General features: G+C 67.0%; 23 protein-coding genes. 10 read left to right on the top strand and 13 right to left on the bottom strand.

Annotation, left to right across the window (positions count from 1 at the left end; all coding sequences use genetic code 11):
• Positions 1 to 55: 55 nt before the first annotated feature.
• Positions 56 to 1069 (bottom strand): taurine ABC transporter substrate-binding protein, encoded by a 1014-nt coding sequence (gene tauA / locus AT700_RS05030; RefSeq protein WP_003114314.1) that lies wholly within the window; start codon positions 1067 to 1069, stop codon positions 56 to 58.
• 204 nt (positions 1070 to 1273) lie between these two features.
• On the bottom strand, positions 1274 to 2194 hold the full coding sequence (locus AT700_RS05025; protein ID WP_003143037.1) for an acyl-CoA dehydrogenase family protein: 921 nt from the start codon (positions 2192 to 2194) through the stop codon (positions 1274 to 1276).
• A 369-nt stretch (positions 2195 to 2563) separates the two neighbouring features.
• Here AT700_RS05025 and AT700_RS05020 point away from each other — a divergent pair, with 369 nt between their 5' ends.
• Positions 2564 to 2845 (top strand): HU family DNA-binding protein, encoded by a 282-nt coding sequence (locus AT700_RS05020; protein ID WP_003093079.1) that lies wholly within the window; start codon positions 2564 to 2566, stop codon positions 2843 to 2845.
• 123 nt (positions 2846 to 2968) lie between these two features.
• Here AT700_RS05020 and AT700_RS05015 read toward each other — a convergent pair whose 3' ends face one another.
• From AT700_RS05015 to rocR, 7 genes are all read right to left on the bottom strand, one after another.
• Positions 2969 to 3565, bottom strand: coding sequence for an HAD family hydrolase (locus tag AT700_RS05015; RefSeq protein WP_003107576.1), 597 nt, complete (start codon positions 3563 to 3565; stop codon positions 2969 to 2971).
• Entirely contained in the window at positions 3562 to 4431 is an 870-nt protein-coding gene (gene tesB, locus AT700_RS05010) for an acyl-CoA thioesterase II (RefSeq protein WP_003093084.1), read from the bottom strand. Before tesB ends, AT700_RS05015 begins: the two co-directional genes overlap by 4 nt.
• A 33-nt stretch (positions 4432 to 4464) precedes the next feature.
• Positions 4465 to 6060: a SagB/ThcOx family dehydrogenase gene (locus AT700_RS05005; protein ID WP_003453913.1), complete on the bottom strand. Its 1596-nt coding sequence runs from the start codon at positions 6058 to 6060 to the stop codon at positions 4465 to 4467.
• A 2-nt stretch (positions 6061 to 6062) separates the two neighbouring features.
• Positions 6063 to 6641 carry a GNAT family N-acetyltransferase gene (locus AT700_RS05000; protein WP_003106018.1) on the bottom strand — a complete coding sequence of 193 codons (579 nt, stop codon included), beginning with the start codon at positions 6639 to 6641 and terminating at the stop codon, positions 6063 to 6065.
• A 26-nt stretch (positions 6642 to 6667) separates the two neighbouring features.
• A complete protein-coding gene (locus AT700_RS04995) occupies positions 6668 to 7258 on the bottom strand; it encodes a GNAT family N-acetyltransferase (RefSeq protein WP_003106016.1) in 591 nt (196 codons plus the stop codon).
• A gap of 214 nt (positions 7259 to 7472) precedes the next feature.
• Positions 7473 to 11111, bottom strand: a complete 3639-nt coding sequence (locus AT700_RS04990) for a transporter substrate-binding domain-containing protein (RefSeq protein ID WP_003106014.1) — start codon at positions 11109 to 11111, stop codon at positions 7473 to 7475.
• A 101-nt stretch (positions 11112 to 11212) separates the two neighbouring features.
• On the bottom strand, positions 11213 to 12391 hold the full coding sequence (rocR, locus tag AT700_RS04985) for a two-component system response regulator cyclic di-GMP-specific phosphodiesterase RocR (RefSeq protein ID WP_003106013.1): 1179 nt from the start codon (positions 12389 to 12391) through the stop codon (positions 11213 to 11215).
• A gap of 281 nt (positions 12392 to 12672) precedes the next feature.
• Between rocR and AT700_RS04980 the strand changes: the two genes are divergently transcribed.
• Positions 12673 to 13302, top strand: coding sequence for a response regulator transcription factor (locus AT700_RS04980; protein ID WP_003106011.1), 630 nt, complete (start codon positions 12673 to 12675; stop codon positions 13300 to 13302).
• Positions 13303 to 13661: 359 nt separating this feature from the next.
• Positions 13662 to 14837, top strand: coding sequence for a TIGR03862 family flavoprotein (locus AT700_RS04975; RefSeq protein WP_003119225.1), 1176 nt, complete (start codon positions 13662 to 13664; stop codon positions 14835 to 14837).
• A 22-nt stretch (positions 14838 to 14859) separates the two neighbouring features.
• Here the strand turns inward: AT700_RS04975 and AT700_RS04970 are convergent, their stop codons facing one another.
• The 3 genes from AT700_RS04970 to AT700_RS04960 all read right to left on the bottom strand — a co-directional run bounded on the left by AT700_RS04970 (position 14860) and on the right by AT700_RS04960 (position 17572).
• On the bottom strand, positions 14860 to 16209 hold the full coding sequence (locus AT700_RS04970; RefSeq protein WP_003114319.1) for a DEAD/DEAH box helicase: 1350 nt from the start codon (positions 16207 to 16209) through the stop codon (positions 14860 to 14862).
• Between the two features lie 77 nt (positions 16210 to 16286).
• Entirely contained in the window at positions 16287 to 16790 is a 504-nt protein-coding gene (locus AT700_RS04965) for an NYN domain-containing protein (protein ID WP_048520795.1), read from the bottom strand.
• A gap of 65 nt (positions 16791 to 16855) precedes the next feature.
• Positions 16856 to 17572, bottom strand: coding sequence for a DUF2076 domain-containing protein (locus tag AT700_RS04960; RefSeq protein WP_009877017.1), 717 nt, complete (start codon positions 17570 to 17572; stop codon positions 16856 to 16858).
• Positions 17573 to 17671: 99 nt separating this feature from the next.
• Between AT700_RS04960 and AT700_RS04955 the strand changes: the two genes are divergently transcribed.
• The 4 genes from AT700_RS04955 (at position 17672) to AT700_RS04940 (ending at position 20746) form a co-directional block, all read left to right on the top strand.
• Entirely contained in the window at positions 17672 to 18253 is a 582-nt protein-coding gene (locus AT700_RS04955; protein ID WP_003106834.1) for a cysteine hydrolase family protein, read from the top strand.
• 157 nt (positions 18254 to 18410) lie between these two features.
• The gene (gene sfnG, locus AT700_RS04950) at positions 18411 to 19505 is read left to right on the top strand and encodes a dimethylsulfone monooxygenase SfnG (RefSeq protein ID WP_003093107.1); all 1095 of its coding nucleotides are present in this window, start codon (positions 18411 to 18413) and stop codon (positions 19503 to 19505) included.
• 83 nt (positions 19506 to 19588) lie between these two features.
• Positions 19589 to 20245: a hypothetical protein gene (locus AT700_RS04945; protein WP_003106831.1), complete on the top strand. Its 657-nt coding sequence runs from the start codon at positions 19589 to 19591 to the stop codon at positions 20243 to 20245.
• 66 nt (positions 20246 to 20311) lie between these two features.
• Positions 20312 to 20746: a VOC family protein gene (locus tag AT700_RS04940; protein WP_003106829.1), complete on the top strand. Its 435-nt coding sequence runs from the start codon at positions 20312 to 20314 to the stop codon at positions 20744 to 20746.
• 6 nt (positions 20747 to 20752) lie between these two features.
• On the opposite strand, the gene AT700_RS04935 is transcribed toward AT700_RS04940, so the two are convergent.
• The gene (locus AT700_RS04935) at positions 20753 to 21589 is read right to left on the bottom strand and encodes an SDR family oxidoreductase (RefSeq protein WP_003106828.1); all 837 of its coding nucleotides are present in this window, start codon (positions 21587 to 21589) and stop codon (positions 20753 to 20755) included.
• Between the two features lie 61 nt (positions 21590 to 21650).
• Between AT700_RS04935 and AT700_RS04930 the strand changes: the two genes are divergently transcribed.
• The 3 genes from AT700_RS04930 (at position 21651) to AT700_RS04920 (ending at position 24045) form a co-directional block, all read left to right on the top strand.
• Entirely contained in the window at positions 21651 to 22790 is a 1140-nt protein-coding gene (locus tag AT700_RS04930) for an endonuclease/exonuclease/phosphatase family protein (protein WP_003106827.1), read from the top strand.
• 89 nt (positions 22791 to 22879) lie between these two features.
• Positions 22880 to 23614 (top strand): substrate-binding periplasmic protein, encoded by a 735-nt coding sequence (locus AT700_RS04925; protein ID WP_003106825.1) that lies wholly within the window; start codon positions 22880 to 22882, stop codon positions 23612 to 23614.
• A gap of 23 nt (positions 23615 to 23637) precedes the next feature.
• Positions 23638 to 24045, top strand: coding sequence for a hypothetical protein (locus AT700_RS04920; protein ID WP_003093113.1), 408 nt, complete (start codon positions 23638 to 23640; stop codon positions 24043 to 24045).
• Positions 24046 to 24052 lie beyond the last annotated feature (7 nt).

Genomic DNA, 24052 nt, shown 5'->3' with positions numbered 1-24052 from the left:
CCTCCGTAGGGTAAGAAAGCCTCCGCTCCGACAGGCCGGAGCGGAGTCGCGGAATTCAGCGCTGGCCGACCTGGACCTGCTCCGCCTGGCGCACGAAGTCGGCGCTGACGTAGGGCGAGTAGTCGCCGAGGACGGCCGGCACGCGCTTCTGTTCCTTGAGGAATTCGGCAGTGCCGGCGATAGCCTTGGCGGTGCCGCCGCCGAGCAGGTCGGCGGACAGTTGCGCCTGGCTTTCCGGGAAGGTCGAGCCGGCCAGCAGTTCGGGGACGTCCCTGGGATCGGCGCCGGTCAGCCGGGCGATCTTCTTCACCGGCTCGGAGTCGGCGGTCCATTCGGCCTTGTGCGCGTTGTAGTCGGCGAAGGAATCGAGGCTGACGCGGGCGAAGCGGGCGACGATTTCGGGATGCTTCTCGGCGAAGTCCTTGCGCGCCACCCACACCTCGAAGGTCGGCGCACCCCACTGGCCGACTTCGGCGGCGTCGGTGAGGACCTTGCCGCTTTTCTTGATCTCGCCCAGCGCCGGCGACCAGACGAAGGCCCCGTCGATGTCGCCGCGACGCCAGGCGGCAGCGATCTCGGCCGGGTTGAGGTTGACGATCTTCACCTTGGACGGATCGATCTGCCAGTGCTTGAGGGCGCCGAGCAGGCTGTAGTGGGAGGTTGAAACGAACGGGGTAGCGATAGTCTTGCCGACCAGGTCCTCGGGTTTCCCGATCCCGCTTCCATTGCGCACCACCAGCGCCTCGGCGGCGTTGATCTGCGCGGAAACGATGAAGGCGACGATCGGCAGCTTCCGCGAGGTCGCCGCTGCCAGCGGGCTGGACCCGATGTTGCCGAGTTGCAGGTCTCCGGAGGCGAGCGCGGCGATCACTTCCGGACCGCTGTTGAAGCGGCGCCAGTCGATCTTCTCGCCGATGGCTTTCTCGTACAGGCCATCGGCCTGGGGCACCTTGGTCGGGTCGATGCCGGTCTGGTAGCCGACCGTGATGTCGGCGGCCTGGGCGGCGACGGAAAGGCTGGCAAAGGCCAGGGCTGCCACCAGGCGGTGCAGGGAATTCGGGCGTTTCATCGGGCGAACCTCGGAGGCAACGGTGCCGCGCTCCGGAGGAGAACGGACCAGGGACGGGCAATGGGTGGCGACAGCAAGTCCGGTGGTCCGGTGCGATGCAGATTACAGATATAAAAAACTCGATATAAATAATATTTTGGAATTAGTTTATGAGCGCGAATGCGCCCCCGGATGCCATTCCGCCCTTGCTCCATGCCCCCGTCCCTACAGGGCCGCGCCCAGCAAACGGGCTTCCAGGGCCTGTCGGCGCAGGCAGGCGAGCAGCCCGGCGCGGGCCACCGCCTCCGCCTCGCTCGCCAGCAGCGACGCCGCCGCGCTTTCGCGGAATGTCAGCGCGCCGCCGCGGGCGAATGCCGCCTGGAAGGACTCCGCCGCCAGTTCGACAAGACGCAGCGCGAGGGCGAGGAGACGCGGCGCCTCTCCCTGCCCCGCCACGTCGCCCGGCACCCGCGCAGCCTGGCCCAGGTCGAGGTTGGCCTGGGCCAATCGGGTCAAGCCTTCGCGCAGTTGCCCGCACGGGGTCGGCGGCAGGCCGGGCGGCACCAGGATGTCCTCGGGATGCAGCCGCAGCCGCTGGTAATGCAGCCGCTGCCCGGCGGGCAAGAACAGCCCCGAGCCATCGGCGAGGCCGGAGATGTCGATGCCTGCCCGCCCCGTTTCGGCGACAGCGATCAGGTGAGCGCGGGAGGGCGCGTGCCAGGCTGAGATCAGCAAGCGATCCACGTCTTCCACGGCGAAGCAATCGCTACCCCGTCCACCCACCAGGAAACCGCCCCGCCAGTGCTCCTGCGCTTCGGGCTGGGCGCGCCGCAGATCGACCGCCTCGCTCCACAGCCAGCGGCGCTCGACGCTGGCCGGCAACAGGCGGCGCTGCTGTTCAGGACTACCCAGCAGGCGAATGGAAGCGATCTGCAGATGATGCAGGGCCAGGCGCCGTGCCAGCTCGAGTTCCTGCTCGGCCAGGTGGCGGACGCCAGCGAAGATTTCCCCCCAGTCCCGCTCCATGCCGGCGAACACGCGCGGCACTGCCAGCGCCAGCAGTCCACTGTCGCGCAGGCTTGCCGCCCAACCGGCCATGGGTCGCGGTGTCCTGGGGTCGGGCGAGTGGAGCCGGGCTTCGCTCATGCGGCACCTCGAACGGGGAGCGAGGGCCAGGCGTTGGCGCGAGGTAAGCAGGCTCCGGTGATGGAAAGGGACGGGATGTCCTGCTTATAACCCTAATGGATGAAACCCTAACCTATAAATAACCAATAATCCTTAACTAAGAACCGGAGGCATGCGCCCCTGGCAGAACCATGAGGATGCGTCGGGCAACCGACGCCGGCATCATTCCGGACAGCCGCGAAAACCTCTGTAACGGCTCTGTCATGCGCGTCGTGCGAGGAAACAAATAAGCGGAGAAAAGGGAACCTTATTCGCGCCAAGCTGTTTAAAATCACGCCCGTTTCTGTGCGAGGCCCCTCGCGCAGTCTTTTACCAAGGAGCTACACCACCATGGCACTGACCAAAGACCAACTGATCCAGGACATCGCCGAAGCCATCGACGCGCAGAAGACCACCGTTCGCAGCGCGCTCGACCAGCTCGCCGAGATCGTCAAGGACGCCCTGGAGAACGATGGCGAAATCACCCTGCCGGGTATCGGCAAGCTGAAGGTCTCCGAGCGTCCCGCGCGCACCGGCCGCAACCCGCAGACCGGCAAGGCGATCGAGATCGCTGCCAAGCGTGTAGCCAAGTTCGTTCCGGCCAAGGCGCTGACCGACGCGATCAACGGCTGATAACGGCCGCCGCATCCCGCACGGATGCGCAGGAAAAAAGCGCAGGAGCCTGGCCTCCTGCGCTTTTTTCGTTTTCGGGGAGCCGCTGGCGCTGCCGCCCTCGAGGTTTTCCGCCGGATATTCCTACGGCGTTTGCAGTTGCTCGAGCAACGCATGGCAATCGGCAGCGTGCCAGTCGGCCAGCTCCGGCCAGGGGTTTTCCGGCAGGTTGACCAGCACCGTGCGACTACCCGCGGCGCGTCCGCAGTCGAGGTCGAAACGGTAGTCGCCGACCATCACCAGCTCCGCCGGCGTCACGTTCCAGCGTCGGGCGATGCGCAGCAAGCCATCAGGGTCCGGCTTGGGCCGCGCCTCGCCGCGCCCGAGGATGTGCTCGGTGGGGAAGCAGCCGCCCAGGCCGATCGCTTCGAGGGTGATCAGCGCCAACTGGTGGTCGTTGCGGGTCAGGATGCCCAGGCGCACGCCGCGCCGCTGCAACTCGCGCACCAGTTCCAGTGCGCCCGGCGCCGGCCGCGCGGCCTCGGCCAGGGCGCGCTCGTGTTCGAGCAGCCAGGCGTGCTTGGCCGCCGCCTCGGCCTCGGGCAGGGCGGCGAGGTGCAGCAGGATGTCGTCCTGCTCGGGGATGTCCAGCGCTCGGCGGATCGCCGGGAAGTCGTGCACGGCCCGGGTCAGGGTGCCGTCCATGTCGAACACCCAGTGGCGGATGTCGGCCAGCCTCACGCCCAGTCCTCACGCTTGCGGATCAGGCCTTCCTGGCTCGACGAGGCGACCAGCTGGCCGCTCTGGTTGAAGATGCTGCCGCGCACGAAACCGCGTGCGTTGCCGGCCCAGGGGCTGTCGATGGCGTAGAGCAGCCACTCGTCCGCGCGCAGGTCGCGGTGGAACCACAGGGCGTGGTCGAGGCTGGCGACCTGCATGGTCTTCTGCCACACCGAAACGGCATGGGGCTGCATCGAGGTGGTAAGGAAACCGAAGTCCGAGGCGTAGGCCAGCAGGTACTTGTGCAGCGCCGGGACGTCCGGCAGCTTGCCGTCGGCACGGAACCAGAGGTACTTCACCGGTTCGTCGGGCTGCGGGTCGTAGGGGTCGTGCTGGGTGACCGGACGAATCTCGATGGGCTTCGGATACAGCAGCTTGTCGCGGATGCGCTCGGGAATCCGCTCGGCGCGCTGGCGGGTCAGCTCCAGTTCCGAAGGCAGATTATCCGGACCAACCACCTCGGGCATCTCGATCTGGTGGTGGAAACCTTCCTCGTCGTACTGGAAGGAGCTGCTCAGGGTGAAGATCGGCTGGCCTTTCTGGATCGCGGTGACCCGGCGGGTGCTGAAGCTGCCGCCGTCGCGCACCCGGTCCACCTGGTAGACCACCGGCATGCTGGCGTCGCCGGGACGCAGGAAGTAGCCGTGCATGGAGTGTACGTGGCGATCGTCCTCCACCGTCTGGCTGGCCGCCGACAGCGCCTGCCCCAGGACCTGGCCGCCATAGAGCTGGCGGAAGCCGAGATCCTGGCTCATGCCCCGGAACAGGTTCTCCTCGATGGGTTCCAGGCTCAGCAAAGCCACCAGGTTGTCCAGTATCTGGGTCATGGGGTGTTTCCTCGAATTCGGGCTGTCGACGGGCTAGTCGCGGCGCATGGCCGGGTACGCGGGCATGTTGCAAAGACGAGTGTCCCACACCGCGCGGCCGAGGGTGAAATGGTAGAGACTGGCCATGGACTCATCCGTTAGTCCAAGCAGCTCATGCACCAGGGGGTCGTAGTAGCAGCCGATACCCGTCCCAGACAGCCCGGCGGCCTCCGCCTCGAGGTAGAGCAACTGGCCGACCTGCCCGCATTCCCAGTACAGCCGCGGATAGCACCAGGGACCTTCTTCGAGCGCCGCGCCGAGATGGGCGAGCATGGCGAGCGCGACGCAGCCGTCGCCGGCGATGTCCTGCTGGCAGGAGAGATACGCCGACAGCGCGCGTGCATCGCCTTCCTGCAACAGGTACAGCGGCAACTCCGGATCGACGTGCTGCCAGAGGAAGTCCTCGCGCATCGGCGGCCGCCGCAGGCCGCTGCGGTCCAGCCAGTACAACCCCGGCACCAGGCCCCGGACGCGATGGACGAACAGCAGCAGATCGACCCGCGCGGCCTCGCCGGTGACCGCGAAAGGCACCGGCGAGCGCTCCGGCAGCAGCCTGCGCAGCCAGGCCCGCAGCAGCCCGACATCGATGCCGGCGCGCCCGTCCATGCGCTGCGCGCTACGCCGCCGATGCAGCAGCGGTCGCAGCGGCAGGCCGGGGTTGTCGTTGCCGGGCTCGCCCGGTGCGACCCTCCACGGGCGTGCCGGCAGGCGCGGCGCCCGACATAGCCCATGTATCCGCTGCAACTCCGGCCAGTCCCGGTACTCCCGCGACAGCCGGTTCGGCGCGCCGGCCAACGGCAGGGCCGCCAGTCCTTCGCACAGGCGCGGCGAAAGGGAAGGCTCCTGCGTGAGCGCCGGCCCGATCCAGAACAGTGCGTCGACGCTCTCGCACTCGGCGAAGCCGTCCCGGTCAAGGCCGAACAGGCCGTCCAGTGCGCTTTCGGCGACGCCGCGCAGCAGGCGCATCTCCCAGCCCTGGATCGCCGCGGCGATCGAGAGGCAGGCCAGCGCGTGGCCGAGGTCATGCTGGCAGTAGCGATAGGCTCGCTCACCGTATTTCCAGGCCTCGCGCCAGGGCACGCTGGTCAATGCCAGGAGGCAGCCGCCGGGCGGCAAGCAGTCATCCAGCAGCGAAGCCAGCGGCGCCGGCAGTTCGCCGCGCACCTCCAGGGCATGCTTGTCGGGACGGTAGTGGGCGAGCAGCGGCGCCGGCTCCAGGGTACCGCCGGGAAGCAGCAGGTAGGCTTCGGTGGGATGCAGGTTGCCGCTCGACGGATTGACCCGCAGCGCCCAGCGAGTGCCGCCGGCCTCCTTCCAGGCCGACAGCGCCAATCCGTCGTAGAGCATCTGCGAGAGGCTGCGGCGATCGAGCCGAGAGGGCGCGGCCGCCGGCCCGGAAAACACCCCGTCGTAGGGTGGCGACTCCTCCAGCGGCCGATGCAGCAGTTCGATTTGCCGGCAGCCCCGGTACTGGCGGAACGGCGCCGGCTGGGTCGCCCAGTCCAGTCCGCCGGGACCGGGTGCGTAGCGCTCCGGGCGATGCATGCTGAGGCGATGGTAGGAGAGCACCTCGCCGCCGCCGTCGCCCATGTTCACCGCTCCGCCCAGCGGGCCGCGTCGACGCGATAGAGGATATGCCGGCGCATCGGGTGATCCGCTGCCAGGAGTGGGTGGTCGAAATCCTCGGCCGGATCGCGACGCATGCCCAGGCGCTCCATCAAGCCCCAGGAGCGGCGGTTGGGCGGCGTGGTGAAGGCCACCACCTCGGGCAGGCGCAGCCGCTCGAAGGCGAAGTCCAAGGCGGTTTCCGCCGCTTCGCGGGCGAGTCCACGGCCCCAGTAGGCGGGCGCCAGGCGCCAGCCGATCTCCACGGTCGGGGCGAAGTGCACGTCCATGGTCACGTCGAACAGGCCGGTGAATCCGATGAACGCCGCCTCGCCCGGTAGCTCCAGGGCCCAGGGCCCGTAGCCACGCTCGGCAAAATGCGCCTGGACGCGATCGACCAAGGCGTCGCTCTGCGCGCGGTCGAGCACACTGGGGAAGAATTCCATTACCTGCGGGTCGGCGCACATCTCGGCGAACGCCTCGCGGTCGCTGTCGCGCCAGGCGCGCAGCAGCAGGCGCGGGCCATGCAGTTCGGAAATGGCGGAAGGGGGAAGGTTCGCGTTCATGGGAGGCCTTTTCGGAAACGGCCGACTCATCTGCGAAGCCAGTCCTCGCGCGTCAACCGGTACAGCACATGATGCCGCAAGCGGTGGCCGGGAGGCAGGTCGGGATGCTCGAAGTCGTCGGTGGGATCGCGATGCATCCCCAGGCGCTCCATCAGCCCCAGGGAGTTCTCGTTGGCCGGTACGGTGAAAGCCACCACCTGGTCCAGGCCAAGGGTATCGAAGGCGTAGCTCAGCGCCGCCTCGGCCGCCTCGTGGGCGAAGCCCTCCGCCCAATGCTCGGCGGCGAGACGCCAGCCGATGGCCACCGCGGGTACGAAGGGCGCATCGAAGTCCACGACCTCCAGCCCCACGTAGCCGATGAAAGGATCGCCGCCCTTGACCTGCAGCGCCCACCAGCCAAAACCGTGCTCGGCGAAGTGCGCGTCGATGCGGCGCAGCAACGCGTCGCTCTGGGCACGATCCAGGCAGGACGGAAAGAACTCCATCACCAGTGGATCGGCATTCAGCTCGGCGAACCTGGCCCGGTCCTGCACCAGCCAGGGCCGCAGGATCAGACGGTGGGTATACAGCCGTGGCGAGCGAAGATGCTCGATGCTCAGGCTGGTCAGGTCGGCCATCGCTTGGTTCCTTTCGTTCAACGCACTCCAGAAGGACTATCTGACCGCAGGAATCGGCTGGGGTGCCCGCGAGGGCGGTATTCCGATCTTTGGTCAGGCTCCGCGGAAAAGGCTCCCCAACCGGAGTGTAGTCTTTTCCGCGCCTGGACATGCCCGATCCTCGGGCAAAGCGATGACGATTGGTTTACCGCCCGGGCAACGGGCGCGGGCCACGTCAATCCGTGCACTCTTCCACCAGGCTTTCGTCCAGGGCGAGGATCGCCAGTTTCACCCCAACGGCGCACTCTTCCACCCAGGCGAACGAGGCGTTCGGGCTGAGGCAGGCATCCTCGAGGCGCCGGCAGCTTTCCACCAGTTGCTCGCCACGCACCACCCTCGCCGCGCCCTTGATCCGATGCGCCAGCTCGGCCAGTTCGCCGGTCTCCTGGCGTTGCACCAGTCCCTCGAGGGTCTCCAGGTCCTTGCGGTTGCTGGTCAGCAGTTCGTCGAGCAGCCGCCTGAGCATCGTCGGCTCGCCGCCGGTCAGCGCATGCAGGGAATCCAGGTCGTAGAGACGGGGGGCCGTCGGAATGGCGACGGGTTCGGCATCGATGGTGACGGGCAGCTCGTCGGCGGCGAAGCCCAGGGCCAGCAGGCGCTCCTCGAGGACATCGAGGCCGATGGGCTTGATCAGGCACTCGTTCATTCCAGCCTGGATGCAGCGCTCGATCTCCTCCGGCTGGGCGTCCGCGGTGAGGCCGATGATGACCACCGGCTCCTCGCCATTCTCGCGCTCCTCCTGGCGGATCGAGCGGGCAAGGTCGGAGCCGCTCATCAGCGGCATGTGGCAGTCGGTGATGACCATGTCAAACGGTTGCCCATGCCACAGGTTGAGAGCGCTCAGGCCGTTCTCCGCTTCCTCCACGTCATGACCGAGGAAGCTCAGCTGTTGATGGAGGATCTGCCGGTTGACCGCATGATCGTCCACCACCAGCACCTGCAACCGCCGCGCCTGGCGACTGCCGAGCGGGATCGCCCGCACGTTCTCGACGATCGGTTCCAGCACCTGCAGGCGCAGCTCGACGTCGATCCGCGTACCCTGCCCCAGCTCGCTGCTCATCACCAGGCGCCCTCCCATCATTTCGCACAGCGAGCGCGAGATCACCAGGCCGAGCCCGGTGCCCTCGGTGTTCTGCAGGTTGCGGTTGACCTGGGCGAAAGGCCGGAACAATTGCTGCTGGTCGCCCAGGGAAATACCGATGCCGGTGTCTTCCACACAGAGATTGACCTGCAACAGCGACGGCTCCACCTGGCGGCCATCGATGCGGATGCGGATCGAGCCCTCGTCGGTGAACTTGATCGCGTTGCTGACCAGGTTGGAGAGGATCTGCTTGAAGCGCATGGCATCCAGCAGTACGTCGCCGTTGATGCTCGAATCGATCTCCAGCACCAGGCTCAGGCGCTTTTGCCGGGCCAGGCCTTCGAATACCCGTGCCACCGATTCCACCAGCTCGCGCAGGTTGGCCCGTTTCGGCGACAGGCTGAGGCGACCTGACTCGATGCGGGCGATGTCGAGAATATCGCCGATCAGCTCCAGCAGGCTCTTCGCCGAGGCATAGGCGATCTCGATGCTGGAACGGTCCACCCGACCGGTCTCGGCACGCTTGAGCGCCAGTTCGAGGATACCGATCACCGCGTTCATCGGCGTGCGGATCTCGTGGCTCATGGTCGCCAGGAAGGTGGTCTTGGCCCGGCTCGCTTCGTCGGCCAGATTCTTTGCCTCTTCCAGCTCATCGATCAACTGGCGGTGCTCGGTGATGTCCAGCCAGCCACAGATGACACCGCGGATGGTCCCGCTGGAATCGCGGAACGGCTGGATCCAGTGGTCGATCCAGCGCTCCCGACCGCCCAGCGCCACCGGGTAGACCGCCTCGATGGTCCTGCCCTCGCGCATGGCCATCAGGTAGCTGCGATGGAACTCCGGAGCGGTCTCGAAGTTTTCCATGGGCAGTTCGAGCACGGTGCGGTTCATCACCTCCTCGGAACTCAAGCCGACGCTCTGCAGGTAGCTGCGGTTGCAGGACAGCATCCGTCCGTTGACATCGCGCACATACAGCGGCGGAGGCATGCAGTCGGTCAGGGCCTCGACGAACCGCAACTGGTCGCTGAGCGCCTGTTCGACCCGCGCGCGCACCCTGATCTGCCGGCGCTGATAAGTGACCCAGCCCAGGCAGAGCAGCAGCAAGGCCGCTGCGATCGCCAGGATCTCGGTGATCACCAGGATGTAGTCGACCCAGGTCTGGCCGCTCATTCCCGGCGGCGAGCGCCAGCGATTGACGATATCGCTCAGGTCGTCCGGCGAGATGCTCAGCAAGGCCTTGTCGAGAATCGACTGGAGTTCGGCGTCGCCTCGGCGAACGGCGAAGTGGGCGGTGGCCGCACCGATGGGAACCAGGTCGGCGATCGCCAGCCTCTCGCGGAACAACCGGACGATGTAGTAGCGAGCGGTGACCAGCGGCACCACCGCCGCGTCGGCCCGTCCTTCGTAGACCAGGTTCATGGCATCCAGCGCGACGCCGACCTCCACCATCGAGGCCTGCGGATAGCGCTCGCGCACCTGTTGCATGCCCACATGGCCGGCGGGAATCGCTATGCGCTTGCCGTCGAGGCTCCCGGGGCTCTCCGCGCGTCCCTTGTCGTCCGCCCGGGTGACGAGGACGTACGAGGTGGACAGGAACGAGCGGGTGAAACGCAGCATTTCCTCGCGCTTGCTGCTGCGGCTCATGATCGCCAGGTCCGCCTCCTTCCTGGCCAATACGCCGATCTGCTCGGGGAAGCCCCCACTGCGAGGCGTGACCTGGAAATGCAGGCCGGTGCGGCGGGAAATCATGTCCAGCAGGTCGGAGGCGATGCCCGAGAAGGTCTCGTCGGAATTGAAGAAGGCCAGCGGCGCCAGGTCGTCGTTGATGACCAACCGCACCACCGGGTGGCGAGCGATCCAGCGACTCTCCTGCGGCGTCAGCGCGATACGCTGGCCCGTTGGCAGGGAACCGCTGCCGACCCAGCGCCTGGCGATGCTTTCGAGACGGTCCTGGTTGATCGCGCCGATGGCCGAGTTGACGACGCGCAACAGGTTCGTGTCGCCGCGACGAAGGAGGAAGCCGTAGCCCCCTTCCAGGCGGGCATCGGCAAACCGCTCGAACCTCACGTAGCCGTAATAGGACCGATTGATCCGGTGGTAGGCGCTGAGCACATCGTCGAGATACAGGTCGGTATGTCCGAAAGCCACCGCGGCAACGGCCTCGTCATGGCTGCCGAAGACCACGAAACGCGCCCGCGGGAAACGCTGGCGCAATTCCCCGACATGCTCCCGGGCCACCGCCACGCTGAGTCCGGCGAGATCCTCCGGCGAGTTGCGCTTTTCCCCCATCCGCTTGAACACCGCCAATCGATCACGGGCATAGGGTTGGCTGAGCACCAGGGAGGAATCACCCGCCGAGCTGTAATGGCTGCCAAGCAGGTCGATCTTTCCGGCAGCGAGCGCCGCCACGGCATCCGCATGGGTATCGAAGCTCACGACCTTGATGCGCATGCCGAGCAACTGCCCGACCAGCGTGGCGACGTCCGCCGTTATGCCTTCGTAGTTCTCGTCGTCGAGCCGGACGTTGAAGGGCGAGGTCTCGTCCAGCGCCGCGCCGAGCCTCAGGTGACCCTTGTGGCGCAGCCAGGCCCAGTCGTCCTCGGCGATCGCCATGTCCTCGTGCTCGATGCGCAACTGGCTGAACAGCGTCAGGGACGGATGCGCTTCGACGGCGAACAGGCGTCCGCCCGACAGCAGCAGGCAGAAGAACAGCAGGAATAGTTTTGATCGCATGAAAGGTCTGTGCGGCAGGGCCGGCAGTTGTATGGAAAGGAAACGCGTCCGGCGCGAGGCCCGGCGTTCGGCTAGAGGCAGCCGAGGCCAGGGCGGCGGCGTCAGGATCCGGAGCAATAGTCGAGAAAGTGCTGTTCCGGCATCGGCCGGGCGAACAGGTAGCCCTGGGCTATGGAGCAACCGAGTTCGATCAGGCGTACCCGTTGTTCGTCGCTCTCCACCCCTTCCACCACCAGGGAAATTCCCAGCGCCTGCGCCAACGCCACGACACTGCTGATGACGGCGCAACTCCTGGGCTGGGTCTTCATCTTCTGGACGAAGGTTCTGTCCAGCTTGATCTGGCTGAAGGGAAACTCGCAGAGCCGGTCGAGGGACGAATAGCCGGCGCCGAAATCGTCCATCGCCAGGCCGCAGCCCATGATCCGCAGACGCACGAGGTTCTCCAGGCTGCTGGCAGGAGCGCTGATCAACCCGGTCTCGGTGATCTCGAACATCACCGAACTGGGCGGCAGGTGGAACTCGGTCAGCAACGCCGAGATGTTCTCGGCCAGGGCACGCGAACCCAGTTGCGAAGGATGGACGTTGAACGCCAGGTTGATCGGCTGCCCCAACTGCGCCAGCTTCCTGCGCGTCGCCAGCCCCTGGCTGAACAGTTGCCAGAACAGCTTGTCGACCAGGTTGTAGGTTTCCATCACATAGAGGAAATGCGACGGCGGCAATACGCCGAGATGCGGGTGGTTCCAGCGTGCCAGGACCTCGGCGCCGATCAGGCCGCCGCCATCCAGGGCCACCTTGGGCTGGTAGTAGGCTTCGAACTCGCCGTTGTCGAGGCCGCGCACCACGTCCGCCACGGAGGGCAGCTCGGCGACTTCGATCTGTCGCGGCAGGTCCTGGCGACGAGCGTTGTAGCGGGTCAACAGGGCGGTGATCCGCTCCAGGCTGAATGGCTTGCCGAGGTCGCCGAGAAAATTGAGGCCCAGGCACTCGATCATCGAAATGGTGGCCTGGCGCAGGATGGGATCCACCTCGCTGCTGAGGATCACCGAATGGACCTTGCCGCTCAGGCTTGCGTGGCGAAGGAACGCCAGGCCGTCCATGCCGCTCATCTGCAGGTCGCAGATGGCGATGTCGACGTGTCCGCAGGACTCCAGGATCGCCACCGCCTCCTTGCCGTCCGCCGCCTCGAGGATCGATCCGGGCACCACTTTCTTCAGGGCTGTGACGGCTACCAGGCGCTGAAAAGGCTCATCCTCCAACACCAGAACATTCAAATCATTCATCACGGTCCACACAGGGTTTCCAGGAAATACCGGCGATATACTGCTGTGTTTCCCTTACTAGACCTATGGGACAAGTCCCCATGTTTTGTGGGAATTTTCCTACTGATTTGGAGGTTCGGTTGGATTAGCATGGTTCCACATGAAAAACCGAGTCGCCCCGCCTTAACAGGCTATTCTGGACGGCGATCTCGGCCTAGCGCCCAACATGGATGACCACCGGCGGCAGCGCCCGGGAAATCGAATCCCGACCCTGTCCCGGTCCCTCAAGGTAAATCGAATTTATGCATACCGTCCTGATCGTCGACGACCACCCCGTCATCCGTCTCGCCGTGCGCGTCCTGCTGGAAAAGCATGGTCTGCAGGTGGTCGCCGAGACGGACAATGGCGTGGATGCCATCCAGTTGGTCCGGGAGCACGAACCGGACGTGGTGATTCTCGACATCGGCATTCCCAAACTCGATGGCCTGACCGTGATCTCGCGGATCAAGTCCCTGGGACTGCGCAGCCAGGTGCTGGTACTCACTTCGCAATCCGCAGAGGCGTTCTGCAAGCGCTGCATCCAGGTCGGTGCCCGTGGGTTCGTCAACAAGGAAGAAGACCTGAACAACCTGATCAACGCCCTGAACGCGGTGACCGCTGGCTACACGTTCTTTCCTTCGCTCACGTTCGATACCCTCGGCACCCCGCCGGAACGCATTTCCGAAAGCGAGCTTATCGGCCTGCTCTCCGACCGCGAGATGATCGTCCTCCAGCATCTCGCCATGGGCTATTCGAACAAGGCCATCGGCGAGAAGCTGTTCCTCAGCAACAAGACCGTCAGCACCTACAAGACCCGCCTGCTGCAGAAGCTCGGCCTGGGTTCGCTGGTCGACCTCGCAGAGTTCGCCAAGCGCAATTCGCTGATCCACTGACCTGGCGCTTGGCTGTCGAAGCCAAGGCCTAGCGCACCTTCGGGCAAGCGCGACCGGAAGCCGTTCCTGCCACGCGACGAGCGTCGGCGGATTTCCACAAAGCGTGTGGAACCGCCTGTGGATAAGGTGCGAAAAACGCTTCGCGCAGCGCATCGTGCCTGGCCTTGCGACGGTTGATCAGTTCCTGACCAGGCGCACGGCGAGCGGACCAGGTGGCATCGACAAGGCTCGGAGGCGGTCTTCGCCTCGGTTACACTGCACGCCGGTTTCCCCAGGTCTCGCTCGTCGTCCACATGCCCAGTCAAGCATCCTCCCCTTCCCCCCAGGTCGCCATCGTCGGCGGCGGTCCCGCAGGCCTGATGGCCGCGGAGGTCCTGAGCCAGGCGGGCGTACGCACGGAAGTGTTCGACGCCATGCCCTCGGTCGGCCGGAAATTCCTCCTCGCGGGCGTCGGCGGCATGAACATCACCCATGCCGAGGCCAGGGAACAATTCCTCGGCCGCTATGGCAGGCGCCAGAAGGAAATCGCCGCACTGCTCGGCGAATTCGACGCGGATGCGTTGCGCGCCTGGATCCACGGCCTGGGTATCGACACCTTCGTCGGCAGTTCCGGCCGGGTGTTCCCCTCCGACATGAAGGCCGCGCCGTTGCTCCGTGCCTGGCTCAAGCGCCTGCGCGAGCAAGGCGTGCTCATCCACACCCGCTGCCGTTGGCTGGGCTGGAACGCGGACGGTACGCTGGACATCCAGAGCGCCGCCGAGCGCCTGTCGATACGCGCCGACGCCGTGATCCTGGCGCTCGGTGGCGGCAGTTGGCAGCGCCTGGGCTCCGACGGCGCCTGGGTGCCCCTGCTGCGCGCCCGTGGCATCGAGGTCGAGCCCCTGCGGCCAAGCAATTGCGGTTTCGAGATCGACGGCTGGAGCGAGCTGTTTCGCGACAAGTTCTCCGGCGCTCCGGTCAAACCGGTGGCCATGGGACTGGCGGGCGAAACGCCGCGCCAGGGCGAATTCGTCGTGACCCGCGACGGTATCGAGGGCAGCCTGGTCTATGCCCTCTCCGCCGCCATCCGCGAACGGATCGAGGCACGGGGCTCGGCCGAAGTATGGCTGGACCTGTTGCCGAACAGGCGTCGCGAGCAGATCGAGGCAGCCCTGGCTCGCCCGCGCGGTTCCAGGTCGATGGCCAATCACCTGCGCAGCCAGTTGGGCATCGATGGGGTTCGGGCCGGCCTCCTGCGTGAACTCACCCCCGCCGCCACCTATACCGAGCCGGCCCGCCTGGCGGCGGCGATCAAGCGCCTGCCGCTGACGCTGCTGCGCCCGCGTCCGCTGGACGAAGCGATCAGCAGCGCCGGCGGCGTACGCTTCGAGGCGCTCGACCGCAACCTGATGCTCGATGGCCTGCCCGGCGTGTTCTGCGCTGGGGAAATGCTCGACTGGGAGGCGCCCACCGGCGGCTACCTGTTGACCGCCTGCTTCGCCAGCGGGCGCGTGGCCGGACTCGGCGCGCTGGCCTGGTTGCGCGGCAGGCGCTAGAGACCGGTACGCCAGCGCCTCGCTATTTGCCGGACGGCCGCTTCTTCGGCTTGCCCGCCGCACCCGCGCCGAAGCCCGGTGCCTTGCGCACCGCCTTGACCGTCGGCGCGCTGCTGTCGAACCAACTGCCCAAGTGGATCTTGCCGGGCTTGCCGACGCTCTCCGCGGCCTTGGGTTTCTTCGGCTTCTTCGGTTTCTTCAGCACCACGCCGCCCGGTGCGGTCTGCGGCACCCGGTGCTCCGGCTCGAAGTCGGGCTCCTCGCGGCGTTGCAGGGTCTGCCCGATCAGTGTTTCGATCGCCGCCAGCAGCTCCACTTCGTCGGCGCAGACCAGCGACACCGCCTGGCCGGAGGCACCGGCACGGCCGGTACGGCCGATGCGATGCACGTAGTCCTCGGCGACGATCGGCAGGTCGAAGTTGACCACCAGCGGCATTTCCTCGATATCCAGGCCACGCGCGGCCACGTCGGTGGCTACCAGCAGGTCTACCTCGCCGGCCTTGAACCGCTGCAAGGCGCGCAGCCGCGCCGGCTGCGGCTTGTCGCCATGGATCGAGTCGGCGGCGATACCCTGCCGCTGCAACAGTCCGACCAGTTCCTCGACGCTCTTGCGGGTCTTGGCGAAGACCAGCGCCTGGCGCCAGCGATTGGCCTGCAACAGGTGGCAGAACAGCTCGGCCTTGCGCTTCTTGTCCACCGGCACCAGCCATTGCCTGACGCTCTTCGCCGCGGTATTGCGCGGACTGACCTCGATGGACAGCGGGTCGCGCAGCAGTTCACGGGCCAGCGTGCGGATGGCGTCGGAGAAGGTCGCGGAAAACAGCAGGGTCTGGCGCTTGCGCGGCAGCGCGGCGAACAGTTCGTCCAGCTCGCGGGCGAAACCGAGGTCGAGCATGCGATCGGCTTCGTCCAGCACCAACGCCTGGAGCTGGGCGAACTTCACCGCGTTCTGCCGATACAGGTCGAGCAGCCGCCCGGGAGTGGCGACGAGGATATCCACTCCCTTGCGCAGCTTCATCATCTGCGGGTTGATGCTGACCCCACCGTAGGCCACCGCGGTACGCAGCGGCAGGTGCTGGCCGTAGTCGCGGACGCTGGCGTGGACCTGCTCGGCCAGTTCGCGGGTCGGGACCAGGACCAGTGCACGCACCGAGTTCGCAGCGACCTGCGGCCCCTCCAGGGTCAGCCGCTGCAGCAACGGCAGGGCGAAACCGGCGGTCTTGCCGGTGCCGGTCTGTGCTGCGGCGAGCAGGTCGCGGCCCTTGAGCGCCGGGGGTATGGCTTGGGCCTGGATCGGCGTAGGCGTGCCGTGGCCGAGCCCTTCGAGGGCCTTGAGCAGGGGGTCGAGCAGACCGAGGGAAGCGAACGTCATGAGCGACTCGGAAAAAAGGAAACGGACGGCATTCTAGCGGATTCGCCGTCTCCCATCGTCCTCTGGAGCGCGGCCGGTCAGCCCTTGAGCAGCAGTCCGCCCTCGATCGGCACGTAGCGCGACGCCGCTCGGATCAGCGCGTTGGCGGTCAGGCCAGGCACCCCGTAGGCCGTAGCCACGACGCCGTGGGCGCGGATGACCTTCTCCAGCAGCAGATCGAAGTCGCCGTCACCGGACAGCAGCATCACTTCGTCCACCCGTGGCGCGGCATCCAGTACGTCGATGGTGATGCCGACATCCCAGTCACCCTTGGCCGAGCCGTCGGCACGCTGGATGTAGGGCTTCAGCTTCACCGTGAAACCGAGGTTGCGCAGAATCTGCTGGAACTGCTGCTGACGCGGGTCGCCGCGGTCGATGGCGTAGGCATAGGCCTCGACGATGCTCCCGCCGCGAGCGATGTCTGCCCACAGGGCGGCGTAGTTGAGATGGCAGCCGTAGGCCTGGCGCACGGTGTAGTAGAGGTTCTGCACATCGGCGAAGACAGCGATCTTCTTCGCCGCGGGCGACTCGGGACGACTCAAGGGGAACTCCGGAACGACGGCAGTGGGCCACCATTATCGCAGCCCACGGCCCGCAACCCTAACGGTCAGGTGAACAAATCGTCGTCGCCGAGGAAGCTGGAGTCGTCGTTGAAGTCGCTGTCGCTGAAATCGCCATCGGCGAAACCGCCGTCGGCGGGATAGTCGCTATCGGCGAAGCGCTCGGGCGCCGGCTCGGGATCGGCAAACTGGCTGGCGTCGAGGTTATCCACCGGGACGTCCTGGATCACCTCGACGATTTCCTGCGGCTGGCTGTGGCGGAACATGCCGGTGAGCAGGTCGGCCACCAGCATCCCGCCAGCGACCCCAGCGGCCGTCTGCAGCGCACCGCCGAGAAAGCCGCTGGCCCGCGAAGGCGCGGCCGCCGCGGCGGGCGCCATACCCGGACGCATGTCGCCGGCCGCCGCCGCCGGATTGGAGAAACGCGTCTCGCCCCAGCCCGCCGGGCGCCCCGATTGGCTCGGCGCCGGCTCGTCGCGCGCGCCGCCGCCGAACAGGCCGGAGAGGAAGCCGCCGCTGCTCGGACGGCTCTGCTGCAACTGGGCGACCTGCGCCTCGAGCTCCTTCACCCGTTGGTCGAGGCGCTTCAGCGCGGCTTCCTGGATCAGCACCACCTGCGCCATGTAGTACGGCGCCGCCGGCTGCCGCACCAGGTGCTGGTTGATCTGCGCCTCGGCCTCGGCGTCACGCGGAGCGGACTGCCCCTCGGCCTCGCGCAGGCGGCTGAACAGGCCGTCGATCAGGGTTTTCTCATCGGATTTCATCGCACGCCTCGACTGCATTTCGAGAAGGAAGGATGGATTGCACCAAAGGGAAATATTGGAGCACCCTGCACGATCTCAAGTTCCTCCGGTGAATTCCCGATGAATGACGATGCCCAGCGCTCCGCACGGTCCCAGGTCGCCCTGCTGATCGTCGACCTGCAACGCGGCATGCAGCGCCACGACCTGCCGCCGCGCAACAATCCCGGCGCCGAGGCGCGCATCGTCGAACTGCTTGCCGCCTGGCGCGCCGCCGGCTGGCCGGTGGTGCACGTCCGGCACGTATCCCGGCAGCCCGGCTCGCCCTTCGCGCCCGGCCAGCCTGGCGTGGAGTTCCAGCCAGCGCTGGCGCCGCGCGACGACGAGGCGGTGTTCGAGAAGAACGTTCCCGACGCCTTCATCAACAGCGGCCTGCAACGCTGGCTCCATGTCCGCGACATCCGCCAGGTGGCGCTCGTCGGGGTAGCCACGGAGAACTCGGTGGAAGCCAGCGCACGCAGCGCCGGCAACCTCGGCTTCCAGACCTGGGTAGTGGCCGACGCCTGCTTCACCTTCGCCAAGCCCGATTTCCACGGCACCCCGCGCAGCGCCGACGAGGTGCATGCGATGGCGTTGGCCAACCTGCACGGCGAGTACGCCGTGGTACTGCGCGCCGCCGAACTGTTGCAGCGCTTGCCGGCCTGACTGTCTGCCGGGCAACAGCGGGACAACAGGGCTGTCCGGCAGAAGACAGGCCGGTTCCGCCATATCCCCCATAAGCCATTGATTCGAAAACATGAATCCGGGATGGCACGGTTCCTTCATAGACACCGGACCACGCCCCTACCCGGAGATACCCCCGATGAGCCAAGAGCAACAGCCGATCCGCTTCGCCTACTGGGTCCCCAACGTCAGCGGCGGCCTGGTGGTGAGCAAGATCGAGCAACGCACCAGCTGGGACATCGACTACAACCGCAAGCTGGCCCAGTTGGCGGAACGCAACGGCTTCGACTACGCCCTCTCGCAGATCCGCTTCACCGCCGGCTACGGCGCCGAGTACCAGCACGAGTCGGTGGCCATCAGCCACGCCCTGCTGGCGGCCACCGAGAAGCTCAAGGTGATCGCGGCGATCCTGCCTGGCCCCTGGCATCCGGCGGTGGTGGCCAAGCAACTGGCGACGATCGACCAACTGACCAATGGCCGGGTCGCGGTGAACATCGTCAGCGGCTGGTTCAAGGGAGAGTTCACCGGCATCGGCGAACCCTGGCTGGAGCACGACGAACGCTATCGGCGCTCCGAGGAGTTCATCCGCGTGCTGAAAGGCATCTGGACCGAGGAAAACTTCACCTTCAAGGGCGATTTCTATCGTTTCCACGACTACACCCTGAAACCCAAGCCGATCCAGCAGCCGCACCCGGAAATCTTCCAGGGCGGCAGCTCGCGGGCGGCGCGGGACATGGCCTCGCGCGTGTCCGACTGGTACTTCACCAACGGCAACAGCATCGACGGCATCCGCGCCCAGGTCGAGGACATCCGCGCCAAGGCGGCGGCCAACGGCCATTCGGTCAAGGTCGGAGTGAACGCCTTCATCATTGCCCGCGACACCGAGGAGGAAGCGCGGGCGGTGCTCGACGAGATCATCGCCAAGGCCGACTACGAGGCGGTGAACGCCTTCGGCGACGCGGTGAAACAGGCCGGCAAGGCCTCGCCGGAGGGCGATGGCAACTGGGCCAAATCCACCTTCGAAGACCTGGTGCAATACAACGACGGCTTCAAGACCAACCTGATCGGCACGCCACGGCAGATCGCCGAGCGCATCGTCGCGCTGAAGGCGGCCGGGGTCGACCTGGTGCTGTCGGCCTTCCTGCACTTCCACGAAGAAGTGGAGTATTTCGGCAAGCACGTGTTGCCGCTGGTCCGCGAACTGGAGCAGGCCCAGGCTCGCGAAGCGGCCTGAACGGCAACGGCGGCCGCCAGGCGTTGGCCTCGGCGGCCGGCTGGGTTAGAGTCGCGGGCTCGTATCCGATCTGCCGACCCGCGATGAATCCTCTGCTGCCGCTGCGTGACGCCTGGTTCTTCTTCACCCGCCACCTGACCACCCTGGTGCCGCTCTGCCTGCCCTGGATATTCCTCGAAAGCCTGCTCCAGCAGCAGATCGACGAAGCCGTCGGCCCCCAGCAGATGGGCGCCTGGAGCCTGGTCGCCGGACTGCTCTTCTACCCGCTCTACACCGCAGCCCTGATCCTGTTCATGGACGCGCGCGGGCGCGACGAGCGGCCTCGCGTCGGCCAGCTGTGGAGCGCCGCGCTGCGCCTGTGGCCAGCCTTCGCGCTACTCGCGGCGCTGACTTCGCTGCTGATCGTGCTCGGCCTGTCGCTGCTGATCCTGCCGGGCATCTTCGTCATGGTGAAGCTGTCCTTCGCCGAATTCTGCCTGGTGCTGCGCGGCCGTAGTCCGCTGCAGGCGCTGCGGGAAAGCTTCGAGTTCACCCGTGGGCGATTCTTCCTGATCCTCGCCTGTTCGCTGGTGATCCTGCTGCCGGTCTGGAGCCTGGAAGCCTGGCTCGCCGATTCGGCCGGCGACGCCGTCGTGCTGCGGGTCGCCCTGCATACGCTCAGCGGGTTCTTCCAGCTGCTGTTGACCATCGTCGCCTTCCGCATCTACAGCCTCGGTCCGGCGCCACGCAACGGGATGTGAACGGCGCCGCGCGCCGATTCGCCGCGCTGGCCTATGCTTGACGAGCCCTGCCTCGAGGAACGGACCATGAGCGACGAATCGGCCAACCCCAGCTGCATTTCCCACCTGTCCATCGGCACCAACGACTTTCCCCGTGCCCGAGCCTTCTACGACGCGGTGATGGCCGCCCTCGGCTGCAAGGTGATCCTCGAATACCCCGGCGCCGTAGCCTACGGCAAGCTCTATCCGGAGTTCTGGGTGCAGGCGCCGATCGACGGCCGTCCCGCCAGCGTCGGCAACGGCAGCCACGTCGGCTTCTTCGCCGACAGCAAGGCCCAGGTCGACGCCTTCCACGCCGCGGCCCTGGCCGCCGGCGCACGCGACGAGGGCGCGCCGGGCCCGCGTCCGCTGTACGGCGAGCCCTACTACGGGTGTTTCATCCGCGACCTCGACGGGCACAAGGTCGAGGCCTCCTACTGGGACATGAGCCAGGGCTTCGACGCCCACGACCACGCCCACTGAGCACCGTCAGGGTTGCGGCTTGAGTCCCGACAGGCGCGGCACCAGCAGCTTTTCGAAGAGACGCGGAAAGAAGCGCGCCAGCAGCCGCGCCCGCCAGTTGACGTTGGACAGCACCAGCAGGCGCCGGCGCCGCGCGGCGCCCTGGAAGATCGCCTCGGCGACCTCCACCGGCGATGCCACCTGGCTGCCCAGCACTTGCACCGGCTGGCGAGTCACCGAGCCATCGCCGACCAGCGCGTTCTTGCGCAGGTCGGTAGCGGTGAATCCCGGGCAGGCCAGGGTCACGCTGACGCCGGTGCCTTCCAGCTCCATCCGCAGGGTGTCGAACAGACCGTGCAAGGCATGCTTGCTGGCGTTGTAGGCGCTGCGGTAGAGCAACGGGGCGAAACCGGTCAGCGAACCGAGCACGACGATCTGCCCGCGCCGTTCGAGCAGGCTCGGCAGCGCCGCGCGGGTGCAATGCACGGCGCCGAAGAAGTTCACCGCCATGACCTTGCGGAAAACCCCCAGGCCGGTTTCGGCGAAGGTACCGCGGTGGGTGATGCCGGCGTTGTTGACCAGCACGTCGATGCCGCCGAAGCGCTCCACCGCCAGCGCCACGGCACGCTCCACCGCATCGGCGTCGGCGACGTCGCAGCGCAGGCCGAGCGCCTCGCCGCCGAGATGGTCGCGCAGGTGCTGGACCAAACTGTCCAGCGCCGCCTGGTCGAGGTCGAGGATCGCCAGTCGCGCACCGGCCCGGGCGAAACGCAGCGCCAGCGCGCGACCGATGCCGGAACAGCCGCCGCTGACCAGCACCACCTTGTGGCGGTAGGCCTGGCTGCTGAATACCTTGCGCGGCATGCGGTACCCTCCCGCTCGAAAAAACGCGAACCCTTGCGTCAATTCGACCTGCAAGGATGAAATGCGCGGCGGCAAGCTCTATGCTCTGGTCCTTTCCAGCATAGTCTCGATTGCGATGTCACTGCCCCGTCTACGCAACCTGCTGTTCGTCGGCCTGCTCCTGCTGGTCGGCGGTGCCCTGCTCGCCAGCTACCTGCTGAGCTGGCAACCCGCCGATCGCGAAGCCGCGCCCCTGCATTGCCAGGGCGCCGCGCCGGCGCTGAAGCCGGGGCAGGCCCTGAAGGTGATGACCTGGAACATCCAGTACCTGGCCGGCAAGCGCTACGTCTTCTGGGACGACCTGCCGGATGCCACCGGCCCGGACCAGCGCCCCACCGCCGAAGACCTGGCGTTCACCCTCGACGAGGTGGTCCGGGTGATCCGCGACGAGCAGCCGGACCTGGTCCTGCTCCAGGAGATCGACGACGGCTCCAGCGCCACCGACGATCAGGACCAACTGGCGCTGATCCAGGAGCGCATCAACGATCTCTACCATTGCAGCGCCCAGGCCTACGAGTGGAAGTCGGCCTTCGTGCCGACGCCGCACATCTTCGGCAGCGTCGGCCGCAAGCAGGCCACCCTGAGCCGCTATCGCATCGATAGCGCCGAGCGGCGCCAGTTGCCGCCACGCGATGGCGGGCTGTTCGACCGCCTGTTCGGGCCGCGCCCGGCGATCCTGGTCAGCCACCTGCCGATCGACGGCGGCGGCGAGCTGGCCGTGCTCAACGCCCGCTTCGACCGCCCGCAGGCGAACGACGACACCCTCGAGCGCCAGGTCGAGACCACCCGTACGCTGCTCGACGAACTGCAGGCCAGGCGCACGCCCTGGCTGCTCGGCGGCGACCTCAACCTGCTGCCGCCCGGCCAGTATCCCTACCTGCTGGCGCCGCTGCGCGCGCCCTACCGGGAAGACAGCGAACTGGCCATCCTGAGCGGGCGCTTCCCGATGGTGCCGTCGCTGGAAGAGGCCAGTGGCGTCGACCAGGTTCGCTGGTACACGCACTTCCCCAACGACCCACGGGTCCAGGGGCCGGATCGGACCCTCGACTACCTGTTCCACAGCCCCTCGCTGACCCGTCTCGATGCCCGGGTCCGGCGCAGCGATACGCTGCAGATCTCCAACCACCTGCCGCTCGCCGCGCGCTTCCTGCTGCCCCATTGACCGGGCGCGCGCCGGGCTGGACAAGCGGCCCGGCGCGCCGCATGCTTCGCCCCCATTCATAACAACAAAAAACGGCAAGGCCGCACACCATGCCCCTACGCACCACAACGCCCCTGCTCGCGCTGCTGGCGTTCGCCCTGCTGGCCGCCCCGCAGCTCCATGCGCAGGACGCAAGGCCGTCGTTGAACGTCGGCTACTACGAATTCCCCCCCTACATCTATACCGCCCGGGATGGCCACGCCGCCGGTTCCGGCGCCCGCCTGGTCCGCCTGCTGCTGGAGCGGGCCGGCTATCGTCCGGCGTTCCGCGCCCTGCCCAGCGCGCGCCTGTACCTGGGGCTGCAGGATGGCAGCGTGGCGCTGTGGGCCGGCGCGGCCAAGCCGGAGCTGGCCGCCGACACCCTCCAGGCGCGGCGCGTGCTCGGCCACGTCAGCCTGAACCTGTACTACCCGGCGCACCAGCCGGCACCGCGGGTTCCCCAGGACCTGGCCGGACGCCGGCTGATCCTGATCAGCGGCTACAGCTACTGGAAACCGGTCACCGACTTCATCCAGGACCCCAACCTGCACCTGCGCCTGTACCGCACCGGCACCCACCACGCCGCCTTGCGCATGCTCGAACTCGGGCGCGGCGACTACCTGCTCGACTACCAGGCGCCGGTGGAAGCGGCCAGCCGCCAGGCGTTGGCAAGCCAGGAACTGTACCGCCTGCCGCTGCGGATGATCGTCTCGCGCCACATTCCCGGCGCCGAAGCGCTGCGCGACCGCCTGGACCAGGCCTACGACCAGTTGCGGAGCGACGGCGCCGACCTGTCCCTGCTGTGAACCGACCCCGGAGGAGGAGCCCGATGCATACCGCCATCCCCTGCTGCACGATCAACGGCGAACAGCCCGCCCTGCGCGGACAGGTCTGCCAGTCGCTGCTGATCCAGGAATGGTGGTGGGAAGGCCGTCCGGCCGATCCGGTGAACGTGGTCTACCTGCAGTTCGAGCAACGCTGGTATCGCCTCTACTTCGAGGGCGAGACGGTGTTCTGGCGCAGCGGCGAAGCGCCGCGGCCCTGCGAGAACGACGAAGGCCCGGGCGAGTACCGCCTGCACGACCTCGGCCGGCAGCGCGGCCTGGTCGGTGTGCGCCTGCTGGCCCTGGAGTTCGTCCTCAACGGCCCGACCCTGGACAGCCACTTCGACTTCGCCGACGGCCAGCGCCTGAGTTTCCGGCACTTCCTCGACGACGACCTGACCCGGGTGCTCTGAGCGCCGT

This window comes from Pseudomonas aeruginosa (genome assembly GCF_001457615.1).
Taxonomy (GTDB): Bacteria; Pseudomonadota; Gammaproteobacteria; order Pseudomonadales; family Pseudomonadaceae; genus Pseudomonas; species Pseudomonas aeruginosa.
This window is presented reverse-complemented; position numbering and strand designations above follow the sequence as displayed.